The following is a 17,311-nucleotide window of genomic DNA, read 5'->3' as shown; positions in this document are numbered from 1 at the left end:
GCCGCGGCCCGAGGCGCCGCGCTGCCGACGGCGAGCGCGGCGAGCGCGCCAGCGCGGCATCGCGCGTCGCGCGTCCGAAACGCGCCGATCGCGGCTAGCATCCACGCGGCGCCCATGCAGACAGCCCTCGATCTGACGGTCATGCTCCCGCAGAGCGCCTACGACTACGGCGAGCGCTCGTCGGGCGAGGCCCACGGCGTGGTGCTGACCAAGCCCCACGTCGTGAATCTCATCCTCGATCTCGCGGGCTACACGGCGGACCGGGATCTCGCGTCGCTGTCGCTGCTCGAGCCGGCCTGCGGCCACGGCGCCTTCCTCGTCCCCGCCGTCGAGCGGCTGATCCAGTCGGCGCGCCGACACGACCGCGATCTCCTGCAGATCGAGTCCGCCATCCGGTCGTACGACATCGCGCGAGATCACGTCGACCGCTCCCGCCTCGCCGTCGCCGGCGCGCTCGCCCGGCTCGGGCTGCCCCACGGCGACGCGCGACGCCTCTCGGAGGCCTGGATAGCCCACGGCGACTTCCTGCTCACCAGCCAGGGGCGCCGCTTCGACGCGGTGGTCGGCAACCCACCCTACATCCGGATCGAGCAGCTCTCGCCCGAGCTGCAGGAGGAGTATCGCGACCGGTACAGGTCGCTCTACGACCGCGCCGATCTCTACGTCGCGTTCATCGAGCGCGGCCTCGACCTCCTCGCGCCCGGCGGGGTCCTCTCCTTCATCTGCGCCGACCGGTGGACCCTCAACCGGTACGGCGCCCCGCTCCGCCGGATGCTCTCGAGGTGGTTCCGGGTGCAGTGCTATATCGATCTGCACAGCGCCTCCCCGTTCGAGTCCGACGTCGTCGCCTATCCGTCGATATTCGCCGTGTCGCCCGGCAAGACGGGGAGCGTCCCTGTCGCGACGCTCCGCACCGCCTCTCCGGAGGAGTGCGAGGCCGCGTCCGCCGCGCTTCGGCGCACGGAGGGGCGCACGGAGGGGCGCGCGGAGGGGGGCGCGCCGGTGCGCGGCGCCGGCGTCGCCGTGTCGGAGTACCCCTCCTGGTTCGAGGGGGACGACCCGTGGGTGCTCAGCTCACCGGAGCACCTCGACGCCCTGCGCGCCCTCGAGGCGCGCTTCGCGCCGATCGAGCAGGTGGGCGGGACCCGCGTCGGCATCGGCGTCGCCACCGGGAGCGACAGGATCTACATCGTCGGCCACGGCGACGATGTAGATATCGAGCGCGACCGCCTCGTCCCCCTCGTCATGCGAGACGATATCGAGGACGGCCGCATCCGGGACGCCGGGCGGTTCGTCATCAACACCTTCGGGGACGACGGCAAGGTGGTCAATCTCGAGGAGTACCCGAAGCTCGCCGGCTACCTGCGCGCCCACGAGGCCGACGTCAGGAAGCGCTACGTCGCCGGGAGGAACGCCGCGAGCTGGTTCCGCACCATCGATCGCGTCTATCCAGAGCTCGCCTCCATCCCGAAGCTCCTCATCCCCGACATCGCAGGATCCAACGAGGTGGTCTACGAGGAGGGCAGGTTCCACCCGCACCACAACCTCTACTTCATCACGTCGGAGGGCTGGGACATGGAGGCGCTCGGCGGGCTGCTCAGCTCCAGGGTCGCCCTCTTCTTCGTGTGGTCCTACGCGGTCAAGATGCGCGGCGGCTACCTGCGCTTCCAGGCCCAGTACCTGCGGCGCATCCGCCTGCCCCCGCCGGAGAGCGTCGCCGAGGCGCTGATCAGCGATCTACGGAGCTCCTTCCGGCAGCGCGACTTCCACCGTCTCGACGCGCTCGCGCTGCGCGCCTATGGCATCGACGCGCTCCCAGGCTTCAGCTTCGTCGACACGCGGCGCTAGCGCGCTATCAGGCGTCGGGCGCGGCGTGATACCTTCGCGCTCCCACACAGCGTTCGCGGGCGAGGGACGAACGGATGACGGCGGAGAAGATCGAGTGCGCTAGCCGTATCGAGGCGGTCGTCGTGTACGCGCGCGGCGCGATCGTCACCCGCCGCGTCGAGCTCGCGGAGCCGCTCCCTCGCGGAGCGATCGAGATCGCGGTGCCGGGGATCACGCCGCTGGCCGAGCCGGGGAGCTTCCGCGCGCTCGTGGCGGCGGGCGCCTCGCCGGACGCGGCGGCCGCGCCGCGCGAGGTCGTCGGCGTGCGGGCGCGGCTCGTCGTGCCCCCGGCGCCCGTCTCGAGGAGCGCGCTCTCGGCGCAGCTCCGCGAGCTCGAGCTCGCGATCGAGCGCCTGTCGGCCGAGCACGACCACCTCCGCCGCTGGCGCGACCAGCTCGCGGCCGTCGCGCTCGATCCGGAGCTCGCGCGGCGCTTCCGGCCGGGCGACCCGGCGGCCCGCATCCGCGACGCGCTCGCGGTGAGCGGGCTGCTCTCGGACGAGCTCGCCACCCTCGACAGCCGCACCGCGACGCTCGAGGCGGAGCTCGAGCGCGCCCGCAAGCAGCTCCTCTCCGCGCAGCTCGACGCCGCCCAGGCGACCCGCGGCGAGGTCGAGGAGCGCGCCCCGGCGCGCCTCGACGTGGTCGTGCGGCTCGCGCCCGCGCGCGGCGGGGCAGGCGGCGAGCCGGCGCTCCGGATCGAGTACGCCGTCGGCGCCGCGCGGTGGTGGCCCGCCTACGCGGCGCGGTTCTCGCGCGGCGCGACGGAGGTCGCCCTGCAGCTCGACGCCCTCGTCGCGCAGGCCTCCGGCGAGGACTGGCAGAACGTGCGCCTCGCGCTCGCCACCGCCGATCTCGTGCAGGACACGCGGCTGCCGGAGCTCGCCTCGCTGCGGCTGAGCCGCGCGCAGCGCCCCCCGCGCCGCGGTTACCGCCCGGCGCCGGAGGGGCTCGACGCCCTGTTCGAGGGGTTCGACCGCTTCGTCGCCGCCCTCCCCCAGCCCGCCGCGGGAACCACGGCCGCCCCGGGTCAGCTCCTGCCCGCGTCCGACGAGAACGACGACAACGACGACGACGAGCCCACGCTGAGTCGGCCCGTGCCGAGCCAGGCCAGACAGGAGCTGCGGGAGGCGATGGACAGGATCGCGCCGCCACCCGGCGGGGCCGCGCCGCCGCCACCGACGACGTGGCCGGAGCGCGGCTCGGCCCCCGAGCCGCCCCCGGTGCCGGCCGCTGCGCCGCTCTCCATGCCGCTCCCCGCCCCGGCGCGCAGCAAGTCGCGCGGGCTGTCGCTCCCCTCGTTCGGCGGCGGCTACGGCGGTCCGCCCCCGCCGCAGGCGCTCCAGGCGAGCGCGCCCCAGGCGCCGAGCGCCGCCTTCGCCCGCGTGGCGAGCGCCGAGCGCACGGCGGATCTGGCCGAGGATTCTCTCGGCCACGACGAGGAGCTCGAAGGCGCCGGCGCTGCCCCCGCGCCGCTCGAGCCCGCGCAGGTCGAACGGTGGCTCGACTTCGACGCGCTGCACCTCCCCGGGACGGGCCCGCAGCGCGGCCGGCTCGCGCACGACCAGCCCGGGCCTTCGAGGCGCGCCGCGCGCCGGGCGCAGATCGACATCGACCACCTCGGCGCCCCGCCCCGGGCCGTGGACCCGCGCGCGTCGCGCGGGCAATTCGATCACCTCTACGCCGGCGAAGGCGCCGCCGACGTGCCGTCGAACGGCAGGCGCCACCGCGTCGCGCTGAGCGCCGCGCGCGCCCCGGCGGCGCCCCGGTTCGTGACCGTGCCGCGCGAGGCCGCCGAGGTCTACCGCGAGGCGCGCGTCGAGAACCCGATCGACGCCCCGCTGCTCGCGGGGCCCGTCGAGATCTTCGTCGACGGCGCCCTCGCCGCGCAGTCCTCGCTCGGTCACGTCGACCGGGGCGGCCTTTTCCGCGCCGGCCTCGGCGTCGAGGAGCGGATCCGGGTCGCGAGGAACGCGCGCGTGGAGGAGTCGAGCGCCGGCCTGCTCGGCGGCTCGCTCGCCGTCGAGCACGCGATCACCATCGATCTCTCCTCGTCGCTCGGCGTGGGCGTCGAGGTCGAGGTCCTCGACCGCATCCCCGTGACGGACGACAAGGACGTCGAGATCAAGCTGCTCTCGTCGCAGCCGAAGGCCGAGCCGTTCACCCAGGAGGAGCTCGGCGAGCCCGTGCGCGGCGGCCTGCGCTGGCGCGTCCCGATCGCGCCCGGCGGCAAGGCCTCGGTCGCCTTCGCCTACCGCGTTGTGTTCTCCTCCAGGAACGAGGTCGTCGGCGGTAACCGACGGGAATAACAGGGGAAACAGGCGCACCATGGCAACGGATGCGAGCGGTTCGGACCGGGCGGAGCGGAGCGCCGGCGGAGGAGATGAAAGCGAGGTGACCGGCAGCGGAGGGCGCGCCGCGGAGGGCGCGCCCCACCCGAGCGCGGCGCGCGTGGTGACGCTGTTCGAGGATCGCGCCGAGGTCGTGCGCGCCGCGCGCGTCGATGTCGCGGCCGGGGCGCAGTGGATCGCGATCGGCGGCGTGTCGGTGTTCGTCGACGAGCGCACCGTGCAGGCGCGCGTCGCGCGCGCTGGGGCCGAGGGCGCGGGCGCCGACGGCCAGGGCGCGGGCGCCGACGGCCAGGGCGCGGGCGCCGACGGCCAGGGCGCGGGCGCCGACGGCCAGGGCGCGGTCCGGGTGACGGCGGCGCGCGTGCGGTGGAGGGCGCACCGGGAGGCGGCGCTCGGGCGCGAGGCGATCGACGCGCTGGAGCGCGAGCAGCGCGAGGCGTCCCGCCGGGCCGGCGCCGCCGAGCGCGCGCGGGACCGGGCGTCGCGCCGCGAGGCGCACCTCGACCAGCTGCTCGCGAAGTGGGCGCAAGCGATGAGCGAGGCCCCGAAGGACGCCGGCGAGCCCGCGCGCCTCGCCTCGTGGCGCGCCGGCGTCGAGGCCCTGCACGCGGCGCTCGCCGAGGCCCTCGGCGCGTCGGCCGACGCGCGCGCGGCGCGGGCGCACGCCGAGGACGACGCCCGGCGCGCCGCGGCGCGGCTGCGCGAGGGGTCGATCGAGCAGCCGCGCTACGAGGCGGTGATCGAGGTCGAGGTGCACGCGCCCGCGCCGCAGCCCATCGAGATCGAGCTGACGTACCGCGTCGCGTGCGCGATCTGGCGCCCCGAGCACCTGGCGCGGCTCTCGGCCCACGCCGCCGGCGCGGGCGGCCCCGAGGCGCAGGGAGCAGGCGGCTCGGTCGAGCTCACCACGTGGGCCGCGGCGTGGCAGGCGACGGGCGAGGCCTGGGAGAACGTCACCGCGCGCTTCTCGACCGCGCGGCCGTCGCGGAGCGCGGAGGCGCCGCTCCTCGCGGACGATGTCCTCCGGGTGCGGCGCAGGGCGGAGGTCGACCGCCGCCGCGTCGTCGTCGAGGCGCGCGACCAGGCGATCGTCACGGCCGGGCTCGGCCGCGGGGCGCGGGCCGTCGACGAGATGCCGGGCGTGGACGACGGGGGCGAGCCGCTGATCTTCGAGGCGGCGGAGCCGGTGACCCTCCCCTCCGACGGCCGCCCGACGCGTATCGAGATCGCGCGGCGCTCGGTTCCGGCCGAGCTCGCGCTCGTGCTGTACCCCGAGGCCCACCCCGCGGCGCACCTGCGCGCGACCGCGACGCTGGACGGCGGCGGCGCCGGCGGGAGGCCGCGTCCGCTGCTCGCGGGCCCGGTGAAGGTCGCGCGCGGCGGCAGCCTCATCGGCCGTGCCCGGCTCGACTTCGTCGGCGCCGGGGAGCCGCTCGAGCTCGGCTTTGGCGTGGACGACGCCGTGCGCGTGCGGCGCACCGTCGACGAGGAGCAGGAGACCTCGGCGATCACCGGTAGCCGAAAGATCCGCCGGCGCGTGAAGCTCTCTGTTTCCAACCTCTCCAGCAGCGTGAAGCGGGTGCTCGTCACCGAGCGGATCCCGGTCAGCGAGGTGGCCGACGTCGAGGTCGCGCTCGGCGAGGCCCCCGGCTGGACCCTCGACGAGAAGGACGGCTTTCTCCGCGGCCGTATCGAGCTGCCGCCGAAGGGGCTGAGGACGATGTCGTTCAGCTACGAGCTCCGCGCCGCCTCGAGCGTGGTGTTGCCTTTTTGACATGCGACCGCCGCCGTCGCGATCCTCGCCGTGAAGCGCGTTGACAGGACGCCGTGCGCTTCTGTAACGGATGGATTCTCCAGCAGCTTCGCTCGCGGAGGAGGAGGATCGCCATGAGGCAGCAGATCGACGGGGCCGTGGTGCTGACCGCGGCCGACGAAGACGTCATGGAGTATTTGCCCAACCGAGGGGTCTTCCTGGCACAGCTGCTGGGAAGGGGGCTCGGACAGGCCTTCGGCTTCTACAAGGGCAAGATGGACCCCGGCTGTGAGATCTCGCGCGAGCTCCACACCGAGACCAGCGAGACCATCTACATCCTGGCCGGCAAGGCGCTCGGCATCGTCGGCGACCGCGAGGTGCCGCTCGGCCCCGGCCAGATGATGCACGTCGAGAAGAACGTGCACCATGGGCTGCGCAACGCGGGCGCCGGGCAGCTCGAGTTTCTCGTCATCGGCCACCCCGACTTCTGACTCGCGCGGTCCGCCCCGTGAGGTGCACCGCCGCCCGACGGCCCGCCTCCGGCGCGGCGGCGTTGCTCGGCGCGACGGCGCTGCTCGGCGCGACGGCGCTGCTCGGCGCGGCGACGGCGCAGGCCGAGCCGGCCGCGGCGGCGCCCGGGGCGGCGGCGCCACAGGCCGCGGCGCGGCCGGAGCGCGCGCGGCGCGAGGTCGCGTGGGACCCGCGCTGGACGGGCTTCCGCGCGAGCGAGTACGTGGCCACGGGCCTCCTGGCCGCGACCGCCTTCGGGACGCTGGCCATCCCGCCGTCGGAGGGCCGGTGGACGACCGTGAACGGCTTCGACGGCTCGGCGCGCCACGCCCTGCGCATCCGGAGCGATCGCCAGCGCGAGATGGCGCGGGACGCGAGCGATCTCCTGCTCACGCTGATGACCAACCACCTCGCGGTGGACGCCCTGCTCGTCACCTGGTGGGGGCACGGGCGCGGCAGCGTCGCGTGGGAGATGGCGATGATCGACATCGAGGCGCTCGCGTTCAACGCGGCCCTGAACGGCGTCGTCGCGGGGCTCACGAGCCGCGAGCGCCCCTACCGCGCCGGGTGCACCGGGCCGGAGGCGCAGCAGGACCGCGACTGCCGGGGGAGCAAGCGGTACCGGAGCTTCTTCAGCGGCCACAGCTCGACCGCGTTCACGGCGGCGGGGCTCGTGTGCTCGCACCACGCGCACCTGCCCCTGTACGGCGGCGGCGCGCCCGACGCGCTCGCGTGCGCCGCGTCGCTCGGGACGGCAGCCGCCGTGGCGATGCTGCGGGTCGTCTCGGACCAGCACTTCGCGACCGACGCGCTCACGGGCGCGACCGTCGGCGCCCTCACGGGCTTCGGGCTCCCGTGGCTCCTGCACTACCGCGGCGGCGCCCCGGCGGCGGACGCGCCGCGCGGGGACGGCGTCTCGATCCGCTTCGTGCCCGCGCCGCTCGGCGGAACCCTCGTGGGCAGGTTCTAGCGATGGCGCCGCGCCGCACGCTCGCCGCCGCCGCGGCGCTCGCCGCGCTCGCCCTCCCGCCCGCCGGGGCCCGCGCCCAGGACCCGGCCGACCTGCCGCCGCCCGCCGTCGATCCGCCGCCGGTGCCCTCGGGGGTCGATGTCCTGCAGAAGCGCTCGTACTGGGCGCGGAGCGCGGGCGCGCGCCCGTTCGTCTCCGCGGTCATGGATCTCGGCGTCATCTATTACAGGCCGAGCCTCGCGGTCGGCTTCGGCAAGCCGCACTGGTCCTGGCTCGGGATCGAGGGCTACGCGAGCGTGTCGCCGAGCGGCGGCGCGGAGTACGTGGGCCTCCGCGCGGCGCTGCCCAGCGTGGAGATCCGCGGCGGCGCGCGATACGCCTTCTCGACGAGCCAGTACTTCCTCGAGCCCCGGGCGTCGTACACGCGCAGGGACACCGAGCTCATGCTGGGCCCCCTGTCGCGCTACGTCGCCGCGGAGATCGAGGTGTCGGGCTCGATACCCCTGCTCGGAGGCAACCTGTTCGGCGTGGGGACCGGCTATGCGGTGCTGGGCGCGCCCGAGGGATTCACTCTCTACGAGGAATCGCTCCATACGGTGATGAAGCCGCCGTATCTCTACCGCGCGCGGCTCGGCTTCCTGGGGGAGATGGACCGGTACGGCGAGCTCCGGTTCGGCGCCGCCGCCGAGGTGCTCGGCAACCCCGGCCGCGGCAGCGTCATCGTGCGCATCGGCCCGGTGCTGGCCGTCTCGCTGACACACCACCTGGACGCGGTCGGGACGGTGATGGTGGTGGCGGCGGCGCCCGATCAGCTCGGCTTGCTGGGCGCGGATCTCGGGCAGCTCGGCCTGCGGTACCGGTGGGCGACCGGCGATCGTTGGCCTGAGTTCCCCTGACGCATGCGCCCGTCGCGGGGCGTGGTAAGCGTCTCGGCATGACCAAGCTCATCCCCCTGACCTTCCTCGCCGCGGCGCTCGCGGCGTGCACCCAGCCCGGCGAGGCCAGCGCGCCCGCGGCGGCCGGCGCCGTCGCGGCGCAGCCCGCCGAGGCGAACGCGGCCCAGGCGCCGGCGACGCAGGCGAAGAACGCGAAGCTCGGCCAGCCCGCGCCCGATTTCACGCTGCCGGACCTCGACGGCAAGCCCGTCAAGCTGGCCGACTACAAGGGCAAGACGGTCGTTCTCGAGTGGTTCAACCCCGGTTGCCCGTTCGTGCAGCTCTCGCACCGCAAGGGCGGCCTGAAGGACGCGCCGGCGCAGCACGCCCAGAACGGCGTCGTGTGGCTCGCCATCAACTCGGGCGCTCCGGGCAAGCAGGGCACCGCCAAGGACGAGAACGCGAAGGCAAAGCAGGAGTTCGGGATGAGCTACCCGCTCCTCGTCGACGAGAAGGGCGATGTCGGGCGCGCGTACGGCGCCGAGCGCACACCGCATATGTACATCATCGACCCGCAGGGCACGCTCGTCTACGCCGGCGCCATCGACAGCACGAAGGGCGGTGAGCCCGAGCCGGGCGAGCAGGTCACGAACTACGTCGATGCGGCGATCGCCGAGCTCGCCGCCGGCAAGCCGATCTCCACGAAAGAGACCGAGGCGTTCGGCTGCACCGTCAAATATTGAGCGACCCGCCAGCGGGCCCATCCCCCGCATCGCAGCTTGACCCACCTCGGCGTCACGTCGCGCGCCCCACAAATAGCGCCACGGACGTAGTCTCCCCCCGTTGATCTCTTTCGTCGCTCGCAGGCCGACAGCGCCCCCGCCACCCGCTCCCGCCGCGTAGGACGTCACCGCACGGGCCGCATCGCACCCGCGCGCCCTCCCCTCCTGGAAGATTCCACGACACGGGGACACGGAACGTCCCGGGTGTTGACATGGACGTAAACCCCGGTTTACCGTTGCACAACAGTTCTGTAACAACATCGCTCGTAGCTCACGTCCCAGGCGAGGCGCTCACTGGCAAGCGACCAGACGGTTCGGGAAGATGGCGAGTCGAGGCCATCGCGCTGGGGGCTGCCGAGGCAGGTGCTGATGCGAAGGTTCATGTCGATGCGCGCGCCGGCGATGGGCCATGCAGCGCGCTGCCGTTCGGGCGCGGTCGTCGCGCCCCTCCTCGGACGGGCTCGGCGCCCCGACCCCGGGGGCCTCCGCCTTCGATGTTGAAGAGGGTCCGACTCATGAGCCGGAGGGGAAGAGCGGGCCCGGAGGGCGCGAAGGCCGCGAGCCCGGTCGACGAGGAGCTCACGTCGAGGTCCGTCCCGCTCGCGCCCCAGAGCGGGCCGTCGCGCACCGCGCCGCCGGGGGGCTCGGGCGCCGCCCAGGACACGGTGTTCGAGTGCGTCGATCCGCCCTCCTCGCGCGTGCCGAGCCGGTTTCCCATCCGCGACTGGGACCGGTACGAGTGCGTGTCTCTCGTCGGCAAAGGGGGCATGGGAACGGTCTACAAGGCCAGGGACCCGCGGCTCCAGCGGTACGTGGCGCTCAAGCTGATCCGGGGCAACGACCCGGCTCTCGCCCAGCGCTTCATCTGGGAAGCGCAGGCCCAGGCCCGCGTCGAGCACCCGAACGTCTGCAAGGTGTACGAGGTCGGCGAGGCGCAGGGCCAGCCGTTCATCGCCATGCAGTACATCGACGGCCAGCCGCTCCACCGCGTGGCGCAGCAGATGTCGCTCGAGCAGCGGGTGAAGATCGTGGCCGACGTGGCGGACGGCCTCCACGCCGCCCACCGGCTCGGGCTGATCCACCGCGACATCAAGCCGGCGAACATCCTTGTCGAGCGGACGGCCGACGGCGCCTTCCGCCCCTACCTCCTCGATTTCGGGCTCGCGCGGGACACGGCCGTGGACGTCCGCGCGACCATGAGCGGCGAGGGGACGCCGGCTTACATGGCGCCCGAGCAGGTGTCCGGGGGCCAGCGCCAGCTCGACCGCCGCACGGACGTCTACTGCCTCGGCGCCACGCTCTACGAGATCCTCGCCGGGCGCCCGCCGTTCGTCGACCCGTCGGTGACAAGCCTCGTCTTGCGGGTCGCGCACGAGCTGCCCGTGCCGGTGCGCCAGATCGACCGGGGGATCCCCCTCGATCTGGAGACCATCGTGATGAAGTGCCTCGAGAAGGAGCCTCAGCGGCGGTACGACTCCGCGAAGATGCTCGCCCTCGATCTCGGGCGCTACCTCGAGGGCGATCCGATCGACGCGCGGCCTCCGAGCCTCGTTTACCGCGCCCTGAAGCGGGCGCGGAAGCACAAGCTCGCGGTCGCGGCGGGCGCCGCGGCGCTGCTCGTGCTCGCGCTCTCGGGCGCCGTCGCCCTCCGCGCGAAGCTCGCCGCCGCGCGCCAGGCCGAGCTCTCGGCGCACGTGGCGTCCCTGGCCCAGGGCTTCGGCCAGGACGGCAAGGAGATGGAGCTGTTCATGCGCTATGCGTACGCGCTCCCCCTCCACGAGGTATCGCGGGAAAAGGAGGTCATCCGCGCGCGCATGGGCGAGATCGACCGGAAGATGCAGGCCATGCGCGAGACCGCGGGCGACCTCGTCGAGGGCCCGGGCCACTACGCGCTCGGGCGCGGGCACCTCGCGCTGCACGAGCCCGAGGAGGCGCTGGCGCACCTCGAGGCGGCGCTCGAGAGCGGGTATGCCGCGCGAGAGGCGAAGTTCGCGGCGGGCCTCGTGCACGGGATGCTCTACAGGAAGGGGGTCGACCGGGCGCGGCGCCTCGCCGACAAGGGGGAGCGATCCGCGCACCAGCGCGAGCTGGAGGCGCGGCACAGGGCCCCGGCGCTCAAGTACCTGAGGGACAGCGTGAGAGCGGCCGCGGCGCCGTCAGCGTACACCGCGGCGCTCATCGAGCTCTACGAGGGGCGGTTCGACGAGGCCCTCGCCGACGCGCGGCGCGCGTTCGCGCGGTCGCCCTGGGAATACGAGGCGAGGATGCTCGAGGGCGACATCCTGTTCGCGAAGGGGGCGGCGGCGCGCGACCTCGGGGAGCACGCGGCGGCGCTCGCCGAGTTCCGGAGCGCCGTCGTCTCGTACGAGGCCGCGGCGGAGATGGCCGAGAGCGACCCCGACGTCCACGAGGCGGCCGCCCGCGCCCTGAGCGAGATCATGCTGATCGAGTCGCAGCGCGGCGGGGACGCCGAGGCGATCTTCGCGCAGGTCATCGCCCGCTGCGACAGGGCGCTCCGCGCGAGCCCGCGCGCGAGCGGCGCCCACGCGAAGAGGGCCTGGGCCCTCGTGCACCGGGCCAGGCGCGACCTCGCGCGGGGCGCGGACCCGAAGCCGGACCTCGTGCAGGCGATCGCGTCCAGCGAGCAGGCGATCGAGGGGGACCCGTCGGACGCGACCGCGCACGGCGCGATGGGGGCGAGCATCTTCCTCCTCGCGTCCCACGAGAGCGCCCTCGGGGTCGACGTGTGGCCCTCGCTCGGGCGCGCGGTCGAGAGCATGCAGCGGTCGCTCGCGCTCGACCCGAGCTCCTTCTGGGCGTGGAACGACGCCGGCATCGCCTACGGCATGATGGCCGAGCGCACAGCGTCCCGCGGCGCCGATCCCCTCCCCCTCTTCGCGCTCAGCGCGTCGCACACCGAGCGGGCGATCGAGATCGCCCCGAACGACGCGCCGCCGCTCCTCAACCAGGGCTGGTTCTACGCGCAGCGGGCGCAGTACGAGCTCGACCACGGGACGCCGCCCGAGGAGTCGCTCGAGCTCGCCAAGGACAACCTCGAGGCGGCGCTCAGGCTGCGTCCGGACAGCCATCCATCGCATGGCGCCCTGGCCCTGACCTACCTGATCCAGGGCCGGCACGAGCGGCTCGCCGGCGGGAGCCCGGAGGTCTCGCTCGCGCGGTCGCTCGACGGCTACGGCGCGGCGCTGCGCCTCCGTCCGGAGGATCTCGAGGCGCAGCAGGGGGTGGGCCTCGCTCACCTCGAGGCGGCGCGGTGGGCGCTCGACCGCGGCGAGGATCCGACCGCCCCGCTCCGCGCGGCGAGGGGCGCGCTCGATCGCGCCCTGGCCGCGAGGCCGCACAACGCGGGGGCGCTCCTCGCGCTCGGGCACATCGACCTGCTCGCGGCGCGGTGGCTCGCGTCCCGGGGTAGGAGCCCTGCGCCGCCGCTCGACGCCGCGGAGCGCTCGCTGCTCCGCGCCCTCGAGGCGAACGAGCGAAACGCGAGGATCTTCGGCGCCCTGGCCGAGGTCCACCGGCTGCGCGCCGCCTCGCTCGGCCCCGGCCCCCGCGACGTGCGCGCGGAGGTCGAGGCCGGGCTCGCGCTGATCGATCGCGCGCTGGCCATCGATCCGGCGCTCCCCGCGGCGAGCGCCGAGCAGGGCGCGCTGCTCCTGCTGAAAGCGAAGGCGGAGCCCGAGCCGGCGCCGCGCCGGGATCTGGCCCGGCACGCCGGGGCGCGGCTCGATCGAGCGCTCCGCGACGCCCCCCTCCTCGCGCGCGAGTACGCGCGCTTCCTCGACGAGGCGCGGAAGGTCGCGGAGGCGGGCGGGGACCGGCCGTAGCGCACGCGCTGCCGGGCAGCGCGTGCGCTACCGGCGTTGGGGACGCACGCGCCGCCGGGCAGCGCGGGCTGCGAGCGCTACGGGCGGCGCTTCGGGCGCGACAGCCTGGACATGACCTCGTCGTAGGCCCACTTGACGCGCATGAACTCGCGGGCGTCGCCGCCGCGATCGGGGTGCGTGACCAGCGCGAGCCGGCGGAACGCCCGGCGGACCTCGGCCGCGCCGGCGGCCTCCGTCAGGCCGAGCACCGCGAACGGCGACACGCCGCGCGCGGAGGCGGGCCGCGAGGGGGCGCGCCGCGGCGGATCGGGAGGAGGCGGCGGGGGCGCCTCCTTCCGACCGGCCGCGCGCGGCCTGGGCCAGGGGGGCTCGCCGCGCAGGATGCGCGTCCAGGCCGTCGCCCACGCCGGCTCGATCTCGACGAGCGGGCGCCCGGCGGCGCGCTCGGCCTGCGCCCGCGCCTCCTCCGCGGTCCGCGCGCCGCCCTGACTCGCGTCCGGCGGGCGGAACGGCTCGCGCGCGGGCTCGGCCGTCCACCAGGCGGCCCACAGGAAGCGGCGGCGGCGCGTCGGGGTCACCGCGTAGACGCCGCGGAGCGGGAGCGTCATCGGGGCCGGGCCCTCAGAAGATCTCGGGGCACCACGGGGCGCGCGCGGCGTGGAACAGGCGATCCGCGCGCTCGATGGCGCCCTCCGAGAGCGCCTCGACCTGGCCGGCGTCGGCGAGGCACCGGAAGGAGACACCGCCGAGGTACGCCGAGCCGAGCGCCGAGATGTCGAGGCGGACGTCCGGCGCCTCGCTGGTCCGCGCCGCGCGCCGCTCGCCCCCGCGCAGCCGGAAGCGACCGGCGTTCCCGGGCAAGTCGCGGTCGGTGATCTCGAGCGTGAGCGGCTCGCCGCTGCCGTAGGCGCGCGCCGCGAGCGCGGCCTCGACGTCCACGATGCGCACCCAGATCCCGTCGCTCGCCGTGAGGCGCAGGCGCCGCGGCTCGACGAGGAGCAGGCCGAGCGGGTGATCCGGCGGCAGGAGGCTCGCCTCGATCCGCTGCGCCAGGTCGAGGTCGAAGAGGTAGCGCCAGACGAGCCGGGTCCCGAGCGGCGTCGCGCCGATCGCCTCGATCACGCGGACCGAGCCGATCGGGATGTTGGACGCGTCCCACCGGTGGTGCACGCAGTAGAGCGCATAGGCCTCCGCGCGCCCGTCGACCTCGATCACGACGCGCTGCAAGGGGCCGCCTCCCTGGCGGGTGAAGTCGTTGTCGGCCAGCCGGCGGACCTGCCACCACACCTGCGACCGCGCCAGCATCCCGGGGACGGACGCGCGGGCGCGCTCCCAGACCGGCGCGAAGGCCTCGAGCGCCTCCGCCTCCCCGAGCAGCCGCGCCCGGCCCTGCGCGCCCGCCTCGTGGCGGAACGCGGTGCGCTCCCGCTCGATCGAGATGGAGCACGCCTGCGACGCGAGGCCGTAGCCGAAGCGGCCGTAGATGGCGCCCTCGGTGGCCCAGAGCGAGGAGATCGGCCGCCCCTCGGCCCGCGCGTCGTCGAGGTGCCGGCGGATGAGGGACGTGAGGATGCCGCGGCGGCGGTGCGTCGGCGTCACCCCGACCGCCGTGAGCCCGGCGACCGGGACGGTGCCGCCCGGCGTGGTCATCGCGAGCGAGAACGAGCCGGCGGCCCCGACGAGCGACTCGCCGTCGTAGGCGCCGAGGCGCGACGTGAGCTCCGGGAGGCGCTTCGCGCCCTCGAGGCGCTCGGCGTCCGGGACCACGCCGAACGCGGTGAGGATGGGCTGACTGAACTCGGCCTGTTGCTCGGCGGTCATCTGCCGGAGCTCGATGTGCATGCGGCCACGATACCAAAGGAGCCGCGCATCCCGGCGCGGAGATCTCCGGCGGCGTCGTGCTCGCGGCGGCCTACGCGCTCAGCCGCTCCCGCTCTCGCGCGGCCGCACGCCGGATGCGCGTCTTCAGCCAGGCCTCGATGAGCGGCCACACCGTGAGCGGCGCGTCCCTTCCGACCACGACGTCGAGGTGGCCGCGCGGGAACTCGCGGTACGTCTTGTCCGACGAGCGGCTGAAATCGTAGGCGGGCTTGACGGACGCCGGCGGCGCGAGGTCGTCGCGCGTGCCCGCGATGATGAGCAGCGGCAGGTCCAGCTGCTCGAACCGCTCGGCGTAACCGAAGAGGCTCCCCATGTGGTGGCCGCTCTTCCGCGACGCCGCCGCGTCCAGGAACATGTTCCGGAGCACCGTGATGCTGCCGCTGTCCATGGCGAGCGACATGTGCTGCGTGAGCACCCGGGTCTCCATCGAGCCCGGGACGAACCCCCGGATCGGCAGCGGAAAGATCGGGCTCTCGATGAACGCGCGCACGAACCGGAACGGCTCCCCCCACGCCGACAGCGCCAGCGCGCCCTGCCCGAGCGGGACCCGCTGGTCGAGCGTCAGCATCAGCCGGCCGAGCAGCGCGAGCGCCCGCGACCCGTGCGTGAACAGGTAAGGGCTCCCGAGCGTGACGATCCCGCCCACCGCGTCGCCCATCGTCGGCGCGGCCGCGTAGCTGACGAGGCCCCCGAGCGAGTGCCCGATGAGGTACACCGGCCGCGGCCCCGAGATGCGCCGGATCTCCTCGATCGCCGCCGGCACGTCCTCGCGGACGAAATCGGTCACGTGACCCGGCCGCCGCGCCCCGAGGTGCCGCGACCGCCCGTGCCCCCGCAGATCCAGGTTGAAGACGTCGAAGCCCGCCCGCGCCAGGTAGTTCGAGAAGCTGCGCGACGGCAGGTGCCAGATGTAACGGTTCTGGCCGTACCCGTGGATCAGCAGCACGCTCGCCACCGTGCTCCGCAGCCGCGCGCTCCGCTTGCGGATCATCGCGAGCGGCACATCGTGGACGATCCCCTCCCTGTCGCCGCCCGGGTCCTCCACGCCCGGCGCGCGCGCCCCCTCGATCCCACGGCTCGCCGGCGCGATCTCGTGCGCGGTGCTGCGGACCCGCACCACCACCAGCTCCTTAATGAACCTGTCCCGCTCATCGCGGTCGACGGTCTGCTCCACGTGAGACTGGTGCAGGATCATCTTTTCCGTCTATTGCGGATAATTTTGCTGTGCGCAACCTCGGCCAGGCACGCTTCGACGCCGTGCGACGACGGCGCGGGCGGCCGCCACGGTGCCGGCGTCGCGCGGCCGCTCATGCCGGGCGCGGGCGGGCGCGCTCTGGCATGCCCTGGTGGAAAAAGCTCTGCCGTGGGCGGTCCGCAGGCGTCACACGGCGCTGCGTCTCGTGTACCCTCCCCTCGGCTGGTACCCGGTGCACCGGGGCGCGCGGAGAGCCGGAGTCTGGCCTCGGCGCGCTCGTTCCGTGCATGCCCGGGTCCGGCCCTGACCTTACGCATCGCTAGGTGACCTACAATGTACCACTCGAAGATGGGTCGGCAGCTCGCGGTCGGGGTGCATGCCAGGGCCGCCGCGCTCGCCGCGCTGCTCGGCGCCGTGTGCTTCGCCGGGACTGCCCGCGCGCAGTCGGAGGACGGGCTCGACAGCGACCAGGACGACTCCCCCGCCGCGGACAAGCAGGCCAAGGACGAGCAGGCGCAGGGCGACAAGACGCCGGGTGAGAAGGACATGCTGCCGGAGGCGCCGCCGGAGGCGGCCGACGACAACAGCCCGCTCGAGAAGGACGGCAAGGCCCACAAGTTCATCGGCCTCCGGCTCCGGAACGTCATCGTCCCGAAGTTCATGATCAACCTCTTTGCCGACGGCGGCGCGTCGGTGAACGTCTTCATGATCGGCCCGGAGTTCACCTCGCGCAAGAACGGGCTCGAGATCGATCTGGCCGTGTCCTACGCGGACTACTCGATGGATCCCTTCCTCTTCAAGGGGAAGAACGACGACCAGTTCGCCTGGGAGATGGTGTCGAGCGACATGAAGCTCGTCTACTTCACGAGCGATCTCCTCTTCGACGTCCCGATCGACGAGAAGGGCCGTTTCTCGTTCCTTGTCGGCGCCGGCGTCGGGATCGGCGTCGTGTTCGGCAACCTCTACCGCGCCCAGGCGTACCCGGGCGGCGCGGGGTCGAACCCGAGCCCCGACGACGTGCGCGCCTGGAACAAGTGCTCCGGCGCGGGCGGCCCTTACTGCGACGCCTCCAACAACCATTACGGCGACTACGACGAGCCGAGCTGGGTCAACGGGGGCTCGAAGCCGTCGGTGTTCCCGTGGATCTCGTTTCCGCAGGTGAGCTTCCGGTACAAGCCGATCAAGCAGCTGCAGACGCGGCTCGACGCCGGCTTCTCCATCACGGGTTTCTTCATGGGGCTGTCCGCCGGGTATGGCCTCTGAGC

12 protein-coding genes are annotated in these 17,311 nt (G+C 74.1%); 9 read left to right on the top strand and 3 right to left on the bottom strand.

The window, feature by feature from the left end; genetic code table 11:
- The first annotated feature begins 114 nt into the window (after positions 1-114).
- The 8 genes from WMF17_RS02010 to WMF17_RS01975 all read left to right on the top strand — a co-directional run bounded on the left by WMF17_RS02010 (position 115) and on the right by WMF17_RS01975 (position 12,970).
- Entirely contained in the window at positions 115-1,848 is a 1,734-nt protein-coding gene (locus WMF17_RS02010) for an Eco57I restriction-modification methylase domain-containing protein (RefSeq protein WP_437647762.1), read from the top strand.
- 74 nt (positions 1,849-1,922) lie between these two features.
- Positions 1,923-4,196: a DUF4139 domain-containing protein gene (locus WMF17_RS02005; RefSeq protein WP_437647760.1), complete on the top strand. Its 2,274-nt coding sequence runs from the start codon at positions 1,923-1,925 to the stop codon at positions 4,194-4,196.
- A 19-nt stretch (positions 4,197-4,215) separates the two neighbouring features.
- A complete protein-coding gene (locus tag WMF17_RS02000) occupies positions 4,216-6,012 on the top strand; it encodes a DUF4139 domain-containing protein (RefSeq protein ID WP_437647758.1) in 1,797 nt (598 codons plus the stop codon).
- 113 nt (positions 6,013-6,125) lie between these two features.
- Complete coding sequence (locus WMF17_RS01995; RefSeq protein WP_437647757.1) at positions 6,126-6,482, top strand: cupin domain-containing protein; 357 nt, start codon at positions 6,126-6,128, stop codon at positions 6,480-6,482.
- Between the two features lie 17 nt (positions 6,483-6,499).
- On the top strand, positions 6,500-7,471 hold the full coding sequence (locus tag WMF17_RS01990) for a phosphatase PAP2 family protein (protein WP_437647755.1): 972 nt from the start codon (positions 6,500-6,502) through the stop codon (positions 7,469-7,471).
- Between the two features lie 2 nt (positions 7,472-7,473).
- Entirely contained in the window at positions 7,474-8,367 is an 894-nt protein-coding gene (locus tag WMF17_RS01985) for a hypothetical protein (protein WP_437647753.1), read from the top strand.
- A 38-nt stretch (positions 8,368-8,405) separates the two neighbouring features.
- Positions 8,406-9,089, top strand: a complete 684-nt coding sequence (locus WMF17_RS01980; protein ID WP_437600321.1) for a thioredoxin family protein — start codon at positions 8,406-8,408, stop codon at positions 9,087-9,089.
- A gap of 554 nt (positions 9,090-9,643) precedes the next feature.
- Entirely contained in the window at positions 9,644-12,970 is a 3,327-nt protein-coding gene (locus WMF17_RS01975) for a protein kinase domain-containing protein (RefSeq protein ID WP_437600320.1), read from the top strand.
- A gap of 77 nt (positions 12,971-13,047) precedes the next feature.
- On the opposite strand, the gene WMF17_RS01970 is transcribed toward WMF17_RS01975, so the two are convergent.
- The 3 genes from WMF17_RS01970 to WMF17_RS01960 all read right to left on the bottom strand — a co-directional run bounded on the left by WMF17_RS01970 (position 13,048) and on the right by WMF17_RS01960 (position 16,046).
- The gene (locus WMF17_RS01970; protein WP_437600319.1) at positions 13,048-13,578 is read right to left on the bottom strand and encodes a DnaJ domain-containing protein; all 531 of its coding nucleotides are present in this window, start codon (positions 13,576-13,578) and stop codon (positions 13,048-13,050) included.
- Positions 13,579-13,591: 13 nt separating this feature from the next.
- Positions 13,592-14,812: a GNAT family N-acetyltransferase gene (locus WMF17_RS01965; protein ID WP_437647751.1), complete on the bottom strand. Its 1,221-nt coding sequence runs from the start codon at positions 14,810-14,812 to the stop codon at positions 13,592-13,594.
- A 70-nt stretch (positions 14,813-14,882) separates the two neighbouring features.
- Complete coding sequence (locus WMF17_RS01960; RefSeq protein WP_437600317.1) at positions 14,883-16,046, bottom strand: alpha/beta hydrolase; 1,164 nt, start codon at positions 16,044-16,046, stop codon at positions 14,883-14,885.
- 333 nt (positions 16,047-16,379) lie between these two features.
- Between WMF17_RS01960 and WMF17_RS01955 the strand changes: the two genes are divergently transcribed.
- The gene (locus WMF17_RS01955) at positions 16,380-17,309 is read left to right on the top strand and encodes a hypothetical protein (protein ID WP_437647750.1); all 930 of its coding nucleotides are present in this window, start codon (positions 16,380-16,382) and stop codon (positions 17,307-17,309) included.
- Positions 17,310-17,311: the final 2 nt, after the last annotated feature.

Origin of the sequence: Sorangium sp. So ce362 (assembly GCF_051519845.1) — a bacterium.
Classification (GTDB): domain Bacteria; phylum Myxococcota_A; class Polyangia; order Polyangiales; family Polyangiaceae; genus Sorangium.
The sequence above is the reverse complement of the archived record's forward strand: the minus strand, read 5'-3'. Positions and strand labels throughout refer to the sequence as shown.